Annotated in this window: 15 protein-coding genes; 4 read left to right on the plus strand and 11 right to left on the minus strand. The window is 43.9% G+C overall.

Features of this window, described 5'->3' with window-relative positions:
- Positions 1–2: 2 nt before the first annotated feature.
- Positions 3–359 carry a late competence development ComFB family protein gene (locus DBX26_RS16700; RefSeq protein ID WP_118120072.1) on the minus strand — a complete coding sequence of 119 codons (357 nt, stop codon included), beginning with the start codon at positions 357–359 and terminating at the stop codon, positions 3–5.
- A gap of 244 nt (positions 360–603) precedes the next feature.
- Between DBX26_RS16700 and DBX26_RS16705 the strand changes: the two genes are divergently transcribed.
- Positions 604–1866 carry a GGDEF domain-containing protein gene (locus tag DBX26_RS16705; protein ID WP_118120074.1) on the plus strand — a complete coding sequence of 421 codons (1263 nt, stop codon included), beginning with the start codon at positions 604–606 and terminating at the stop codon, positions 1864–1866.
- A gap of 110 nt (positions 1867–1976) precedes the next feature.
- Here the strand turns inward: DBX26_RS16705 and DBX26_RS16710 are convergent, their stop codons facing one another.
- The gene (locus tag DBX26_RS16710) at positions 1977–2936 is read right to left on the minus strand and encodes a diguanylate cyclase (RefSeq protein ID WP_162889737.1); all 960 of its coding nucleotides are present in this window, start codon (positions 2934–2936) and stop codon (positions 1977–1979) included.
- Positions 2937–3120: 184 nt separating this feature from the next.
- Between DBX26_RS16710 and DBX26_RS16715 the strand changes: the two genes are divergently transcribed.
- Entirely contained in the window at positions 3121–3558 is a 438-nt protein-coding gene (locus DBX26_RS16715; protein WP_014234213.1) for a DUF3069 domain-containing protein, read from the plus strand.
- A gap of 74 nt (positions 3559–3632) precedes the next feature.
- Here DBX26_RS16715 and modC read toward each other — a convergent pair whose 3' ends face one another.
- The 4 genes from modC to DBX26_RS16735 are packed head-to-tail and all read right to left on the minus strand — an operon-like array spanning position 3633 to position 7703.
- Entirely contained in the window at positions 3633–4742 is a 1110-nt protein-coding gene (modC, locus tag DBX26_RS16720; protein ID WP_118120078.1) for a molybdenum ABC transporter ATP-binding protein ModC, read from the minus strand.
- On the minus strand, positions 4739–5428 hold the full coding sequence (modB, locus tag DBX26_RS16725) for a molybdate ABC transporter permease subunit (RefSeq protein WP_065303587.1): 690 nt from the start codon (positions 5426–5428) through the stop codon (positions 4739–4741). The genes modC and modB overlap by 4 nt, the downstream gene beginning before the upstream one ends.
- A 2-nt stretch (positions 5429–5430) precedes the next feature.
- Positions 5431–6192, minus strand: coding sequence for a molybdate ABC transporter substrate-binding protein (gene modA, locus DBX26_RS16730; RefSeq protein WP_118120079.1), 762 nt, complete (start codon positions 6190–6192; stop codon positions 5431–5433).
- Positions 6193–6251: 59 nt separating this feature from the next.
- Positions 6252–7703 carry a cobyric acid synthase gene (locus DBX26_RS16735; RefSeq protein WP_118120081.1) on the minus strand — a complete coding sequence of 484 codons (1452 nt, stop codon included), beginning with the start codon at positions 7701–7703 and terminating at the stop codon, positions 6252–6254.
- A 246-nt stretch (positions 7704–7949) separates the two neighbouring features.
- Between DBX26_RS16735 and DBX26_RS16740 the strand changes: the two genes are divergently transcribed.
- The gene (locus DBX26_RS16740) at positions 7950–8486 is read left to right on the plus strand and encodes a hypothetical protein (RefSeq protein WP_024372991.1); all 537 of its coding nucleotides are present in this window, start codon (positions 7950–7952) and stop codon (positions 8484–8486) included.
- A gap of 65 nt (positions 8487–8551) precedes the next feature.
- Here the strand turns inward: DBX26_RS16740 and DBX26_RS16745 are convergent, their stop codons facing one another.
- The 3 genes from DBX26_RS16745 to DBX26_RS16755 form a co-directional block, all read right to left on the minus strand.
- Positions 8552–9226 carry a RimK/LysX family protein gene (locus DBX26_RS16745; RefSeq protein ID WP_020334860.1) on the minus strand — a complete coding sequence of 225 codons (675 nt, stop codon included), beginning with the start codon at positions 9224–9226 and terminating at the stop codon, positions 8552–8554.
- Positions 9227–9238: 12 nt separating this feature from the next.
- Positions 9239–10426: an amino acid aminotransferase gene (locus DBX26_RS16750; protein WP_162889738.1), complete on the minus strand. Its 1188-nt coding sequence runs from the start codon at positions 10424–10426 to the stop codon at positions 9239–9241.
- Positions 10427–10583: 157 nt separating this feature from the next.
- A complete protein-coding gene (locus tag DBX26_RS16755) occupies positions 10584–11438 on the minus strand; it encodes an AraC family transcriptional regulator (RefSeq protein WP_118120083.1) in 855 nt (284 codons plus the stop codon).
- Positions 11439–11596: 158 nt separating this feature from the next.
- Here DBX26_RS16755 and DBX26_RS16760 point away from each other — a divergent pair, with 158 nt between their 5' ends.
- Entirely contained in the window at positions 11597–12982 is a 1386-nt protein-coding gene (locus tag DBX26_RS16760; RefSeq protein WP_118120085.1) for an MATE family efflux transporter, read from the plus strand.
- Between the two features lie 96 nt (positions 12983–13078).
- Here DBX26_RS16760 and nrdG read toward each other — a convergent pair whose 3' ends face one another.
- Both nrdG and nrdD read right to left on the minus strand, forming a co-directional pair.
- A complete protein-coding gene (nrdG, locus tag DBX26_RS16765) occupies positions 13079–13549 on the minus strand; it encodes an anaerobic ribonucleoside-triphosphate reductase-activating protein (protein ID WP_118120087.1) in 471 nt (156 codons plus the stop codon).
- Positions 13550–13629: 80 nt separating this feature from the next.
- Entirely contained in the window at positions 13630–15750 is a 2121-nt protein-coding gene (nrdD, locus tag DBX26_RS16770; RefSeq protein WP_065298605.1) for an anaerobic ribonucleoside-triphosphate reductase, read from the minus strand.
- Positions 15751–15948: the final 198 nt, after the last annotated feature.

A 15948-nucleotide genomic window follows, 5' to 3' on the forward strand; every position in this document is an offset into this window, starting at 1 on the left:
GTTTACTTAAGAATTGGTTTTTCATACCAATCCAGCTCTTTGTGCTCATCATAACGGGTATGTGAAAAAATAACAGGCAGATCATTGTTACGATTTTTTCGTCTATCGTTTTGGAGCATAACGACTGCGTTCTCAACCGCTATCTCAGCGCTTTGTTTAAGCTGGTTAAGCTTGCGTTCAGGTAGCGAAGAGAGAAAGTCGATGTCGTGTCGAATGTAGAGGGGTTTAAGTTGTATCAAAGCTAAGCAAGCGATATCAGCCAACTGATTACTGTCAAACTGCCCGTTGTATCTGTTTGTACAGAGGATTTGACCGACGAAGGTTTCCATATAGTTATGTACTTCGGAACTGATGTGCATAGTGACTCTCCTTTGTCTGATATAAAACAAGTATAGTCATAGTCAGCGGTAGTAATGCGTTGATTTGGCGGCTTTTATAAATGTTGCTCTATCTCCCATAACTGGTACTTAACCACTTTATTGTGTACTTATTATGGAAAATTGCTAAGATACTGAAAGCATATAATCTACAATGATAATATCAACTAGATGCGTATTGTGACCTTTTTATGTATTTAACTAATTTTGTAGGCAATTTTTTCAAATGTCCTCATCTTTAATGACATCATCAGGCTTTAAATTCGTTTTCCCAATAATACTGTTGGGACTCGCGATATCCGGCATGAATAGTATTATTCAGATGACTAAGTCAAACTGGGGAATAGCCGCGAATTTACCTTACATACTGTTGGGTTGTGCCCTGCTGCTTTGCTATTCCTTTAAGCAAGGGCGGGAGTCTATGGTCTGCCTCTCAATGCTAGTGGCTTACTTTATTATCCAACAGCGGCTTCAGGTGCCCCTCACTAGTGGAACGGCGCTGATTGAGTTAACGATGCTAGCAACATTGCTGCCGATTTCTTTTCTGGCCGTGTTTCTATTCAGTAAAGACGGTGCAAACTCAAAAGCCATGTTTGTCTATGTGTTGATGTTGGCGATCTTTTTGTTGTGGTCTTACATTACACTGAGATTCCACATTAAAGGCCGGTTTGAGGATTGGACAAACGGTATTTTGTTCATCATACCTAGTATTTCCAAGCTCCCGTTTATTCTCGTCTTATACTGTCTTGGCATCGTCGGCTTTCTGGGAATTTTGGTATTAAGAACCAACAAAATCATCCACGCCATGACCTACTCTGCGATGGCTTTAGCTTCGACGACCTTTATCTTTTTCGATGTTCAATACATATCAAGCACTATGTTTACTCTGGCAGGCTTGCTTATGATTGTGTATTCAACTAGTGCAAGCCATCATCTTGCCTTTACTGACAGCTTGACTCTTATCCCCAGCCGCCGGGCACTCGATCTTGATTTTAAAGATATGGATGGTAAGTACACCATCGCAATGTTAGATGTTGATCACTTTAAGAATTTTAATGATACATACGGACATGATACTGGCGACAATGTACTTAAACTTGTCGCAACGTTGCTAATGAAAACACGCGGTGGAGCTAAGGCGTATCGTTTTGGTGGTGAAGAGTTCACTATCCTATTTAAAGGTAAGTACTCTGAAGACTGTTTAAAAGAATTAGCGGAAGTCCATAAATCAATAGCGAATTATAAAATGGTCTTGCGCGATTCAGCATCTCGTCCAGACGACAATAAGCAAGGCCAATTAAATCGTGGACACGGAGCTAAAAGACGGTCGGTATCAATTACGGTGAGTATTGGCGTTGCTGATAGCCGAGACGCTTCAGATCCAGAAGAGGTTCTCTCACTCGCAGATGAAGCCTTGTATCAAGCAAAAGACTCTGGCAGAAATTGTATAAAATGTTTCAGGAATGAGTTCAGGTCACGTGCTTCGTGATTATCTATCACTCAACTTGTACCTCACCTTAAAGCGCTATTACCAATCGATTGTTTAAAGGGGTTATTTTGTGACAACGTCACTCAAGTCAGGGGGATGCAGGATCAGAGTCAATTTTGATTGACTAAAGTATGTGTATCGCGACCTCTAGATTTTGATGTGTAGAGTGCTCGATCGACGATTTCATACAAATCTGCTTTTTTTTCTTTGCCCGTAGCCTGAAAAGCAAACACACCTTGTGACACTGTCACTCTACTTGAAATGCTTGAATACTGATGAGGATAGTCAAGAAAAGTAATCACTTCCTGGATACGCTCGGCTTCTCTTTCTGCCATTTGTCCATCAGTAGTGCTTAGCAGTACCACAAACTCCTCTCCGCCATAACGGCCAACATACTCTCCAGAACGGCAAAAGGTCGCTTTAAGTTGACTTGCGATCGCCTGCAAGCATCGATCCCCTTCTATGTGGCCATAGTTATCGTTAAACGCTTTAAAAAAGTCGACATCTAACAAAATCATCGCCATTGGCATATGGCGGCGGCCGTGCCACGCAACCAAAGATTCAAGCTTTTGGTCAATGTATCTGCGATTATAAAGTTTCGTTAACCCGTCCTCGTTCGCCTGCTGGGTTAGAAGTTGATTCACTTTTTCTAGCTGCGCTGTCGCTTGTTTTAACTCACGTCTCATGTGAGCAATACGCTGCATGGCGATGAGCTTGGAGTTTAGAACGAGTTTATCAACGGGCTTAATAAGATAATCATCACCGCCTGCTTCTATCGCTTTAGCAATAATTTCAGGTTCTTCATGGCTACTAAGGAAGATGATGGGAATCCAGTCAGGAAAAGCTTCTCTGATTGATAATGAAAGCTCGAAACCGTTCATTTCTGGCATAGAGATATCGAGCAAGACCAATTCGGGGTCGAAACTCTCATAAATATTTAATGCTTCAGCACCACTGCCTACTGTCTTAACGATATGCCCCAGTTGTTTCAAACGAATAGCCAATTGCATTCTGTCTAATTGAACATCGTCAACCAGTAGAATGCGCATTGATGTCCCTTTAGGCTGCATAAGGTATTCCACTATCTTACTTTCTCTTTCTTAACCATATATCATATTCAACGCTTCGTTGCATCGTGCCAGCTCTTAAGTGCTATATTTTTGTTTAATTGTCGCGTAATCAAAAGACTATAATGGTAGATATTTGAAACATTTGATATTACTATTCCCGCCTTTTTGTAATGAGAGACACAGCATGTCAGAAGCAACTAACACCGAAAGCAAAAAAATCGATCTAGAAACCATTTCTCCTGAACTACGTAAAGTTATTGAATTCGACGAAGTTCCAGAGCAAATGTTCGAAATGGTTACCTCTATCCATGAAGTGTCAGAAGAAGCCGTTCGCGCGTCTTGGGACGAAATGCCAGCAAGTGCTCAAAACATTCTGGATAACTTTGAACAGTTCCATGCTCTAGTTTCAGTAGGCCAAGCATTCGCTGGCATTAACGTAATGGAAGAGTTCCCAACTCTAAATCTGCCAGAAAACATGACAGATGAAGATAAAGAAGAGTACCGAGCGCAGCTACTAGACAATGTTCTTCACAACTGCGTGAAAGACATGGTTAAACAAATGAAAAAAGCGCGTCGTGACCCTCTACTAAAACGTGAATTCAAAGAAGTATTTGCGAAGTAAAGCTGACTTACGAAGTGAATAAAGGGCTGCATTGTGCAGCCCTTTTTAGTTATGTCACCTTTGCATCAGTCTTTTTAAGCGTGTGGTGCAAAGGCAATATCGCGTTGAGTCACACTCACCCCTTTGACTTGCGCATAGACTGCGTCACCAGGCTTTAAGTTGAGGTCATCAAGAGCCCAAGGGGTAATTTTTGCCCACAAGCAGCAATTCTCATCCAGTTGCAAAGAGACGGTAATGCTTTGCTTATCTTCTCCGACATTCACCTGTTCGATTGATTGGACAGTCGCAGGCAAAACATTTCGAATCGACGTGGCTACCGGACGCTCCAAAGCAATAGAGACATCGCTAGCGCGCACTTGAAGTCGAATTGGCGTACCTGGCTCGCCCTCAATCTTTTGTACCCAGAGCGAAGCGTTTTGGCCAAGTTCCACAGACGTCAGCGCATAGTGCTCATGATGAGCGGCGATTTTTCCTTCAAACAAGCTACTGTGTTCTGAGAATGACTGCCACGGTCTCATTGCGTGAGAAGCCCAGACCTCTTCCAGCTTGCCTGATGTCACGATACTGCCGTTCTCAATGATTGCTAAATTTTGAGCCAATCTAATGATTTCTTGCAAGCTGTGAGTCACATACACAATTGGTATGTTCACTTTTTCAGATAGGTCCTCCAGAAACGGCATGACTTCTCGTTTTCTGGGCATATCCAGTGATGCTAATGGTTCGTCCATCAACAACAAATCAGGCTTAGACAACAATGCACGCGCTATCGCCACTCGTTGCTTTTCGCCGCCAGAGAGCGACACTGGGAAACGCTTCAGAAGTGGCTTAATAGAGAGAAGCTCAGTCACTTCATCAAAGTACTTAGTATCCTTCTCTTTGACGCCATACATTAAATTCCCTTGTACTGAATAGTGTGGGAATAGGCGTGAGTCCTGAAAAACATAACCAATCTTTCGCTTGTGCGTCGGTAAGTTTATTGCCTTATCACTATCAAATAAGACGTGTTCGCCAATACTGACTTTACCTTGTGTCGGCGTGACCAATCCACTGATTACATTAATGAGCGTTGTCTTACCTGCACCAGAACGCCCAAATAATGCACTAATTCCGTGACACGGTAACTCAAGATCGACATCAAAATCACTTTCACCAAGCAATTGTTTAAATTGAACTTTAATGCTCATTGCTTCGCTCCTAATCGACGAGCCGCTTTCCGGTTCATCCACTCAGAGGCCATTAACGTCGATAACGCAAGCGCGATAGAAATGATACAAAGACGCGCCGCTTGCATCTCTGCCCCGGGCGTTTCTATAAAGTTGTACATTGCGAGTGGTATGGTTTGCGTTTCGCCAGGGATATTGGACACAAAACTGATGGTTGCGCCAAACTCACCTAAGCTGCGTGCGAACGACAACATCGTTCCGGTGATTATTCCGGGGATTGTGAGCGGCAACGTAATCGTCATAAATACTTTAAATGGAGAGGCACCAAGCGTCGAAGCGGCATGTTCTAGTTTGGGGTCGACACTTTCCAGGCTTAAACGAACAGAGCGAACCATAAGAGGCAACGCGACTACAATACAAGCGACAACCGCTCCTTTCCAATCAAAGCTAAATACCAAGCCAAAATGTTCATACAACCAACTGCCAATGAAGCCCTGCCGTCCAAGGGATAGCAGTAGCAAATAACCAATAACAACTGGTGGCAAGACCAAAGGCAAATGAATCAGGCTATCGAGGACAGACTTGCCAAAAAAGGTTTTACGAGAAAGTAACCACGCCAGTAAAACCCCTAAAGGGATAAGCCAAAGTACCGCGAACGCGCCTACTTTGAGACTTAAGATTAAGGCTTGGTATTCCAGTTCAGTCACGCTTATTCCTTATTACTGAAACCGTATTTGACAAAGACCGCTTTGGCTTCATCTGTACTCAGGTATTGGAAAAACTGCTTCGATTCCGTTGAGTCACTGATCATTGCCGCCGGATAGACAATGACAGAGTGCGTGTCGCTCGAGAACTCGTCTACTATTGTTACTTTGTCTGTCAGCAACGCGTCGGTTTTGTACACAATGCCCAATGGCGCTTCTCCACGCTCTACAAGAGCTAACGCGAGTCGAACATTCTTGGCAGGAGCAACTTTAGATTCAATATTTTTCCATACGTCCAGTGTAGTCAGTGATTCTTTAGCGTACATCCCCACAGGTACAGATGTCGGATTGCCCAGTGCAAGACGTCCATCATTCAACGCAGCTAGCCACGCGTTACTATCTGAAAAATTAAAACTCTTCGTGTTAGACGGCATGGGAGCAATCAAGACCAGACTATTCCCCACCAAATTGGTGACATTGTCACGTAAGATGACCTTTTCATCCACAAGATAGTCCATCCACTTGGTATTTGCTGAAATGAAAACATCGGCGGGAGCTCCGTTCATTATCTGACGAGCAATAGACGAGGAACCACCGTAAACTGGTGTGACGGTTACATCGAACTTGCCTGAGAAATTTTCGCTAATTTCGTTGATCGCATTGGTCATAGAGGACGCAGCGTACACTTTGAGATCGGCTGCGGCATGGGCAGAAAAAACAACGCTTAACAATGCCGTTAAGCAAACATGTGTTTTCCATATTTTCATTAATAGGCTCCTTTACGAGACAAGCTTTAGACTGATATTACGTTCATCAACTGAGTGTTTTATTTGAATAAAAAATCTAAGTTCATGTGTTGCTCTATCGCATCTGCAATACGATTAATCCCAAGCTCTTTAATCTCTTCAAAATTTTGTTGCTTAATTTGAGAGCCATTTACCCACTCGGCAATGAGATTTAACACTTCCACTTCATCAAAGAAACCGTGTAAATAGGTTCCCATAATTTGGCCACATTCACTTAACGCGCCATCAAAAACACCATTGGTGAGTTCAAGTGGCTGAACGCCTGTCACTTCGCTTCGGCCAACATGAATTTCGTAGCCTTTTGCGGTCGCACGTTTACCATTTAGGCAAACGACAGCTTGTGTTTTTGTCAGTTGCTTACTACCGGTAAGGACCGTGTGAACGTCAAGTAGCCCAAAGCCTTCACTTGTACCCGCTGCACTTTCAACACCCTCTGGATCATCAATGGTTTTACCTAGCATCTGATAGCCGCCACAAATACCAATGACTTTTCCACCCAGACGAATATGGCGCAATATATCCTTGTCCCAGCCCTGACTTCTTAAGTACGCTAAATCATCTCTGACGGACTTTGTTCCGGGTAAGATAACCAAATCAGCTTTATCGATTTTCTCGCCTTTACCCACATAACGTAAGTTAATGTCGGGGTTGAGACGAAGGACATCAAAATCGGTATGATTGCTGATTCGGGTTAAAACCGGTACCACAACATTAAGTTTGACTTGTGCGTTTAACTCTTGCTGATTAGTGATCGCATCCTCGGCTTCAAGGTTGAATCCATGAAGGTACGGTAATACTCCCAGGACCGGCTTACCGGTTTTTTCTTCAAGCCAATCTAATCCTGATTGCAACAAACGAATGTCACCACGGAAGCGGTTAATGACAAAACCTTTTACGCGCGCTTGTTCTGATTCAGAAAGTAACGCTAACGTCCCGTATAAGTGAGCAAAAACCCCGCCTCGATCGATATCAGCAACAATAATCACCGGGACATCAGCCGCCTCTGCAAATCCCATATTGGCAATATCCCCTTCTCGCAGGTTAATCTCTGCCGGGCTGCCTGCTCCCTCAATCATAATCGAGTCGTACTCTTGGGTCAGTCGCGAAAAGGAATCAAGTACAGTATTCATCGCAACTTTTTTGTAGTCATGAAATCCCGCAGCATCCATATCAGACAACGCTTTGCCTTGCAGAATGATTTGCGCACCCGTATCGCTGTTTGGTTTTATAAGCACCGGGTTCATATGAACAGTGGATTCGATATTGCAAGCTTGCGCCTGAACTTCCTGAGCGCGCCCTATCTCACCGCCATCTTTGGTGACCGCGCTGTTAAGCGCCATATTTTGCGGCTTAAAAGGGGCAACTTTAATCCCTCTTCTCGCTAATACACGGCATAAACCTGCCACAAGTACACTTTTTCCGGCATCCGATGTGGTGCCTTGAACCATTAAAGAAGGGATTGCTGATTTCATGAATATTCGTAAGAGAAGAAATAGATGAGCAATCATAACGTTATCGTTGCAGGTTACTCAAGCAAATGAACCGAATATCAAAGTTTATCGTCACAATAGTTCCACTTTTCCTGTCTGGACAGAGGGTTGTAAATAGTCGCTCGCGGGTTGAAAGAGGCGATACTTGTTAAAAGTGACACTATTATCATTTATGGTCTGGTTTTTGCTTTGCTCTGTGTAATTTTAATGATCTTGTCTGGAGTTACCATGCTAGGTAAAGCGCTAAAGGTTACGGCCTTTGGTTTGTGCGCGATACTGCCACTTTCCTCTTATGCCAATAATTTTAACTACAATACGTTGGAAGTCCGTATGGGCACCAGCCCAGGAACCTTTGGTGGCGAATTTACAAGCTACTTTACTGAAAACACCCACTTCATTGGTCGCGCTGATAGCGAGTTCAGTGGTGACTGGGATGTCGCAGGTGGTATTGGCTTCAATGGCCCTGCTGGACAATTTGCTGATATTTATGGCCAGATGCTGCTGCACAATATTAAGAAAAACAGCAGTGACAAAGTCGGCGATGAGTGGCACGCAGAAGTCAATGTTGGTACTCGTGTTTGGCTGATGCAAAACGTTGAGTTTCACGCGCGTTTAGGCCAATTAATGGACAACGATGATTCCCACACCGTTTACAATTTGGGAGCTCGATTCCATTCGACTCAGCAATTGTCACTTGGTGCCGATTTCAAAAATAACGGGGTTTACGGACAACAACTCGTGATGTCTGCCCGCTTTGGATTCTAAGTAAGCCAAACCAGCATAAAAAATGGCCTCCATAAGTGGAGGCCATTTCAGTTTTAGTACTGTTACTATTTCTTGCTAGGTTTGTCTTGAACGTATTTTTTCGATACATCGACAACAGCAATATCTCTGAAGAAGCTTCTTCCCAAAAGCATTGGGAACTTCATGTGGCCTCTTTCAGCCAATGTAAATTCCGTTTTCTCTTTGTAATCACCAACCTGAATGTAAGCCATTACAACAGCTCGTTTATTGACTTCGTCCGATGAGGACTGTTTTACCTTAGCCCAACGCTCTACTGGTGCTTTAAATTCTTTACTCGCCTTATCGCCAAGGTCGATTTTGAACTGAACCCAGTCTTTACCATCGCGTTCAAATGGTACGATATCTAACGCGCTGATTGACGATGTCGTTGCGCCAGTATCTACACGTGCTTTAAACGTTTCATCAATGCCCGGTGCATAAACCCACTCTTCCGAGCCGAGAATAAGCATACCGTCAGGCGTTTTTTGTACCTTAACTGGCTTTTCTGGTTTTGGCTCAGGTTTCGGCTCTGGCTTTATTTCCGGTTTTGGTTCTACTTCTGGCTTTGGCTCAACCTCTGGTTTAACTTCTGGTTCTACCACGACAGGTTGCTCTATTTCAGGCGTTTCTGGCTCAACAGGCTCCGTCGTCGTTTGCGTTGACGTACAAGCAATTAAACTACCGCTCATCATAAGCGGCAGAATCAGTTTCCAGTTTTTCATCCACACTCCGAATTAAAGTTGAGAGACTTTATTTATCGCGTCAGCTACGTAAGGAATATGTGTTTCGGTCAGACCGGCAATATTAATGCGGCCATCTCCAACACCATAAATGCCATAATCTTCACGCAAGTGCGCCATTTGCTTTTCAGTAAAGCCTAGCACAGTAAACATGCCTTTGTGACTCTCAATGAAGTCAAATTGATCTGTATTATGGTTATTTCTCAATTCGTTACACAAGTTTTGACGAAGGCTAACCAAACGCTGCTGCATTTCGCTCAGTTCTTGCTTCCAAACTGAGGTTAGGTTCGCGTCTTGAAGGATCGTTTTGACCAGTGCAGCACCATGATCTGGCGGCATAGTGTAAGTAGAACGAGCCAACGTTAATAGCTTACCTTTCGCGTTAGTGACATCTTGAGTATTTTTACCGACGACAATCGCAGCACCTGTACGTTCACGGTAAAGACCAAAATTCTTCGAGCAAGACGTCGTGATTAGCATCTCTTCAACGTTATCTGCCATAAAGCGAAGGCCTTTCGCATCTTCTTCCAGACCATCGCCAAAGCCCTGGTAGGCAATATCAACAAAAGGGGTGAAACCATTCTGCTGCGATAGCTCTGTAATTGCTTGCCAAGCGGCGAAGTCGATATCTGCACCCGTTGGATTGTGGCAACAACCGTGGAGTAGCACGACATCAGAAGGGCCAGCTTTTGACAAATCGTCGAGCATTTTAGCGGTATCAACTTGCTTGGTTTCTGGAGAGAAGTAATGGTAGAACCTTACCTTCAGACCTGCAGCTTCCATCACCGGTTTGTGGTTCACGTAACTTGGATTAGAAATCCATACGGTCGTATCTGGTTGTGCAACTTTCATTAAGTCACCCAACATACGCAAAGCACCACTCGCCCCTGGAGTTTGAATTGCCGCAACACGATCCATTGCGGAGGTTCCGGATAACAAAAGATCAACCATGCTTTGGTTAAACTCTTCGCAGCCAGCAAGGCCAACGTAAGCTTTGGTTTTTTGAGTTTTTACAACAACGTCTTGCGCCATCTGAATGGCTTTCATGATTGGCGTTTCACCAGCGCTGTTTTTGTACACGCCAATACCAAGGTCAACCTTGTTTGGACGTTCATCGCCGCGGTATGCAACGGATAAAGATAAAATAGGATCTAATACGGGAGTTGGTAGATTAGAAAACATGAAAGTCACAACCCTTTGAAATTCAAGTACGGACTTCACGGTAACATTATCATTTGAAATGGCGAAATGATTTTTTACGAATTTCGTCAATTATAGGACAAAATCCTGTATGCAATGGTGCTTTGTGCACTCGGTTGGTTACAAAGAAAGCAAAGCACTACTCGATATCTATCTCAAGATGCCCATTTTGTCTGAACTCTCTCGGTGTCATACCGGACCAAGTTCGAAACCGTGTACTGAAGTTTGCGCTGGTTGGATAACCGACAATCTCACCAATGTGCTGAATCGGCCATTCTGTGGAGCGTAATAACCTGGCCGCGTATTCCATTCTCATACGCGTTAAATGAGCCATCGGACTTCGTCCAAATTGCTGCTGCGTAACTCGATAGAAATGAGCTTCTGAACAAGGATACAGGGCCGCTAATTGCTCTACGGTCCACTCTTTATGTAGTTGTCTTTGGACAAGATCAAATACACGGCGCAACTTCAATAGATTACGGGAAACAGATTCGGACTGCGGCATGTTTAGCATCAATTCCAGTTGAGCGACGCTGTGAGCGCCTACCTTACAACCATAGTCTATCGGTAAGTTGATACTGCGTAAAAGTGTTTGAATACACGCGTACATGACTTCTGATGCAGATGTGAACTGGTAACTAATTTCATCACCTATCATTGACCAGTCTGTGTGTTGTGAAAGAAAGATCCACGCTATCTGCCACGTTTCGTCTTCCATACCAAATCCGTTTTCAACGCCTGCGGGAACGATAACCAGAGAACCTGGTTCTAGTTCATAGCGGCATTCTTTGCTTTCTAGCCAACCTTTTCCACGCACGGTATAGAGCAGCATGTGCTTTTTTTGGTTTTTCCTATACACCGAAAAGAAATCTCTGCATGTTGCGATGCCGCATTGCACGATGCCTCTTTCTTCTAATGCTAAAACACGCGTGTGGTCGATCATCTCCTGATACGTTTTTTCGGAAATGGAGTAGCACTCTTGTTTTTCTTCCATATTTCGATGTCTCACACTGTATTTATTACGTCTTGGCAACATTTGATATAACGGCTCAAATTACTTGAGAGTTTTGCAAAACTATTGGATGCCTTTGAAAAATACAACGCGAAATCATGGGGATAAACTACTCGCATTATTCTTAATGGAGAAATGCGATGCTCTTAACAAGTGAGTACATCAACAAAGCATTTTGGAAGCGGCTTATTTCAATCGCCCTCCCTGTTTCGCTTCAATCCACGCTATTTGCGTTATTAGGCGTTGTCGATATTTTTATGGTGAGTCAATTAGGTGAATCCGCGACTGCGGCTGTCGGTGTCGGCAACCGTATCTTTTTCTTCAACCTTGCAGTGCTACTAGGGCTTTGTGGTGCGGTAACGGTGTTGTCTTCCCAGTATTATGGGTCGGGTAACATTGACGGAATACGCAGGACTCTGGCTCAGTCTTGGTTTATTTCAATCGTTGTTACTGTCCCGTTTATTATCATTTATCTGGTTTTTGATCATGAAATCGTTTCGTTCATGTCCAAGGATGCCGAGTACGTTAACTATGCTCGCGACTACTTGGTGGTTACCGGAATAAGCCTTATTGGTACAGCAATTCTCGTTCCTATAGAGTCTGTACTGCGTTCAGTTGGTCAAGCAAAACTAGCGACACATGTAAGTATTCTGGCCATCATCGTCAATATTATTCTTAACGCGGTATTGATTTTTGGTTTGTTGGGATTCCCTCAGTGGGGAGTGTTTGGAGCTGCAGTAGGGACGCTTATCTCCCGCTTTTTTCAAGCAGCAGTTATGGTGTATTTCTTTCGAAAACGATACTCTCACTACCTACCAACAAAGTTCGATTGGGCTCAAGGTGCGCTTAAGCCTTATCGCAAGAAGTATTTCAAAATATCACTGCCTATGCTCGTCCATGATTCATTATGGACTGGCGGACTAATCGTCTACAGCATCTTATATGGTCAACTTGGGGTGTCGGAGTTGGCGATTATCTCATTCCTATCGCCAATAGAAGGCGTATTGATATCCGCGTTTATGGGATTTGCTGTCGCCGCATCGGTTCTCCTGGGCAACGATATCGGGTCAAGACAATTTGACAGAGTTGAAAAAACCGCGTGGTGGTATGTTTTAACCAGCTCAGGGTTAGCGATAATCTTGTTTCTGTTAGTGTGGATGTGTTCGCCGTGGATATACGGGCTATTGGAATTTACTCCACTTTCCAACAAAGAAATGGCGCTTAACGTCTGCCTTGTTATGGCACTAGGAATGATTTTTCGCGTGTTCAATATGGTGGGAATTGGTGGCGTACTCAAAAGCGGCGCCGATATTCGGTACAGTATTTTTATCGACACCTTTGGTCAGTGGGCAATTGGTATCCCTCTTACCTATTACACAGGCATGGTTTTAGGATTGCCTCTACATTACGTGCTGATGTCACTGATTGTCGAAGAACTTGTGAAAGGTTTACTGACGACTCATCGTATTCAGTCTAAGCGCTGGATAAACAACATGGTTGATGACGAGGATATGGTGACCGCGTAACCAAAGGTTTCAACAGCCAACAAAGAGCTCTCCCAAAAGGCACATTCTCAACTCATGAATGTGCCTTTTCTATTTTCCAGCCAGTTTGTCTCTTATTTAAGCGTGATCAAAATGGTGTATGACTTGATTGGAGCTGCCGCGCCATTCCAAATTCAAATCTTTTTTATCTTGCTCAAACTTACCATCGATAAGCACATCGATGTATTGGGTTACTTCTCTTTGTGCATCGTCAAGCTCAGCTAAAGTGTAACCTGTCCAAACCCAGATATCTTTACCCGCACACTCTTCTCTCACACGCTTAACCAATTTTAGGATGTAAGGTACATTTTCCGGATGGAGCGGATCTCCCCCCGACAACGACAAACCCCGGCGCTTAATTCGCGTGTCATTGAGATCAGCAATGATTTTGTCTTCAAGTTCTTGAGTAAATACATGCCCAGAATCCACACGCCAGGTCGATTGATTATAACAACCGCGACATTGGTGAATACAACCAGAAACAAACAGCGTACAGCGCGTACCCGGTCCATTTACAACATCAATTGGATAGTATTGGTGGTAATTCATTGTCGTGTCTCATTAGGTTTGTGAAAACAGAAAATCAACCCGAAACAGGTTGATTTTCTGTATGCAGTTTCAGTTACTGATTAAAGGTGCTTTACTCGGCGCTTCACTTCTTCCTGTTTACCGAAGTTAAACGGACGTGCATCAGGGCTACCAAGGTAACCGCACACACGGCGTGTTACCGATACTTTAGTTGAATCATGGTTACCACAGCTTGGGCAGGTAAAACCTTTACTGGTACATTCAAATTCACCAGTGTAACTACACTCGTAACATTCATCGATAGGCGTATTAGTGCCGTAGTAAGGTACTCTGGTATAGCTGTAATCCCATACGTTTTCTAACGCTTCAACGTTGCGCTGCATGTTGGGGAATTCACCATAACAGATAAAACCACCGCTCGAGATTTCTGGGTACGGCATTTCAAAGTCAATCTTGTCGTATGGGTTCACCTTCTTCTCTACATCTAAGTGGAAGCTGTTGGTGTAGTAACCTTTATCTGTTACCCCTTCGATCACACCGAACTCTTTAGTGTCAATACGACAGAAACGGCTACATAAGTTTTCACTCGGTGTCGCATATAGACTGAAACCATAGCCTGTTTCGTCTGCCCACTGATTTACTGCATCTTTTAGGTGTTTGATCACCTCAACCGCTTTTTCACGTAAGACCGCATCGTCGTACACGTGCGCTTCGTTGCCAAACAGTGCGTTAATCGTTTCATGCACACCGATATAGCCCAGTGAAATTGAAGCACGACCATGTTTGAAGATCTCAGCAATAGAGTCATCCGCTTTCAGACGAACACCACATGCTCCTTCCATATAAAGGATTGGTGCTACGCGTGCTTTGACGTTTTCCAGGCGCGTAATGCGAGTTTCTAACGCTCTGCGCGCTAGACGAAGGCGATCATCTAGAAGCTCGTAGAACTTCTTCTCGCTTCCTTTGGCACGAATGGCAATGCGAGGTAGGTTCAAGCTCACAACACCAAGGTTGTTACGACCTTCATGGATTAGCTCGCCGTCTTCTTCATAAGTACCCAAGAAACTTCTGCAACCCATCGGCGTTTTGAATGACCCCGTCACTTCAACCACTTTGTCGTAGTTCAGAATATCTGGATACATACGTTTAGAGGCACACTCAAGCGCAAGTTGTTTAATGTCGTAGTTTGGATCTTCAGCTTTGTGGTTCAGACCGTCTTTAATGCCGAATACCAGTTTTGGGAACACGGCCGTTTTGCGATTTTTGCCAAGCCCCGCAATGCGGTTTTTTAGAATCGATTTCTGGATCAAACGAGATGCCCAGCTTGTACCTAAACCGAAGCCAAACGTAACGAATGGCGTTTGCCCATTTGCGGTATGTAACGTGTTTACTTCGTACTCAAGCGATTGGAAAGCGTCGTAACACTCTTTCTCTGTACGCGCTTTTGCAAACTCTTCCGGCTCAGCAATGTCCCACTCTTTGGCAATCTTTAGATGCTTCTCGTAACTTGTCATTACGTAAGGGGCCAATACTTCATCGATACGGTTGATCGTTGTGCCGCCGTAAATATGGCTCGCAACTTGTGCAATGATCTGCGCCGTGACTGCGGTTGCTGTGGATATCGATTTCGGCGTATCAATTTCCGCATTTCCCATTTTGAAGCCGTGTGTCAGCATGCCTTTCAGGTCGATCAGCATGCAGTTAAACATCGGGAAGAATGGTGCGTAATCTAGATCGTGGTAATGAATGTCACCCACTTCATGCGCTTGTACGACATCGCGAGGAAGAATGTGAGTTTTCGCGTAGTGTTTCGCAACGATACCAGCCAGCAAGTCACGTTGAGTCGGGATAACTTTGCCATCTTTGTTCGCGTTTTCATTGATAAGGTCGAGATTACTTTCTTCAATCAGACCTTCAATTTCACGAGTTAGGAAGCTTTGTTTCTCACGAGCAATATCGCGATCATGGCGGTACTCGATGTAAGAACGTGCCAGAGACTTATAAGGACCTTGCATGAGTTCATTTTCAACCAGATCCTGAATCTCATGGATGTGAACTTCATCGTGATCTTTGAGCTGTAACTCGACAGCAAGAGCAACATTGAGAGCATAAATGGCGACATCTTTATCTTTGTTTTCCGCCGCGGCTTCGACTGCTGCTTGAATACGGTCCCTGTTGAACGGAGCTCTTGAGCCGTCACGCTTGATTACGATTGGTTTCACTTTCTTCTCCTTACCCCAGCATACTCACAGAGTTATCCACAAACACACTATATGGGGTGATTTATTATTCTTTAGCCACAATATATTGTGGCGTATTTAACGAGAAGCACCAGTCGAAAACATTGATTTTGATCAACAAAAACTGGGTAGCGGATAAGAAGAAATCGATCTTATTGCTGATGCCCTTTATTAAAAAGA

Origin of the sequence: Vibrio sp. dhg (assembly GCF_003443775.1) — a bacterium.
Taxonomy (GTDB): domain Bacteria; phylum Pseudomonadota; class Gammaproteobacteria; order Enterobacterales; family Vibrionaceae; genus Vibrio; species Vibrio natriegens.

What these genes read in the sequence shown, in the direction of transcription:
- DBX26_RS16700 (WP_118120072.1), bottom strand. Translation starts at nt 359, where the DNA reads ATGCACATCAGTTCCGAAGTACATAACTATATGGAAACCTTCGTCGGT.
- DBX26_RS16705 (WP_118120074.1), top strand. Translation starts at nt 604, where the DNA reads ATGTCCTCATCTTTAATGACATCATCAGGCTTTAAATTCGTTTTCCCA.
- DBX26_RS16710 (WP_162889737.1), bottom strand. Translation starts at nt 2,936, where the DNA reads ATGCAGCCTAAAGGGACATCAATGCGCATTCTACTGGTTGACGATGTT.
- DBX26_RS16715 (WP_014234213.1), top strand. Translation starts at nt 3,121, where the DNA reads ATGTCAGAAGCAACTAACACCGAAAGCAAAAAAATCGATCTAGAAACC.
- modC (WP_118120078.1), bottom strand. Translation starts at nt 4,742, where the DNA reads ATGAGCATTAAAGTTCAATTTAAACAATTGCTTGGTGAAAGTGATTTT.
- modA (WP_118120079.1), bottom strand. Translation starts at nt 6,192, where the DNA reads ATGAAAATATGGAAAACACATGTTTGCTTAACGGCATTGTTAAGCGTT.
- DBX26_RS16735 (WP_118120081.1), bottom strand. Translation starts at nt 7,703, where the DNA reads ATGAAATCAGCAATCCCTTCTTTAATGGTTCAAGGCACCACATCGGAT.
- DBX26_RS16740 (WP_024372991.1), top strand. Translation starts at nt 7,950, where the DNA reads ATGCTAGGTAAAGCGCTAAAGGTTACGGCCTTTGGTTTGTGCGCGATA.
- DBX26_RS16745 (WP_020334860.1), bottom strand. Translation starts at nt 9,226, where the DNA reads ATGAAAAACTGGAAACTGATTCTGCCGCTTATGATGAGCGGTAGTTTA.
- DBX26_RS16750 (WP_162889738.1), bottom strand. Translation starts at nt 10,426, where the DNA reads ATGTTTTCTAATCTACCAACTCCCGTATTAGATCCTATTTTATCTTTA.
- DBX26_RS16755 (WP_118120083.1), bottom strand. Translation starts at nt 11,438, where the DNA reads ATGGAAGAAAAACAAGAGTGCTACTCCATTTCCGAAAAAACGTATCAG.
- DBX26_RS16760 (WP_118120085.1), top strand. Translation starts at nt 11,597, where the DNA reads ATGCTCTTAACAAGTGAGTACATCAACAAAGCATTTTGGAAGCGGCTT.
- nrdG (WP_118120087.1), bottom strand. Translation starts at nt 13,549, where the DNA reads ATGAATTACCACCAATACTATCCAATTGATGTTGTAAATGGACCGGGT.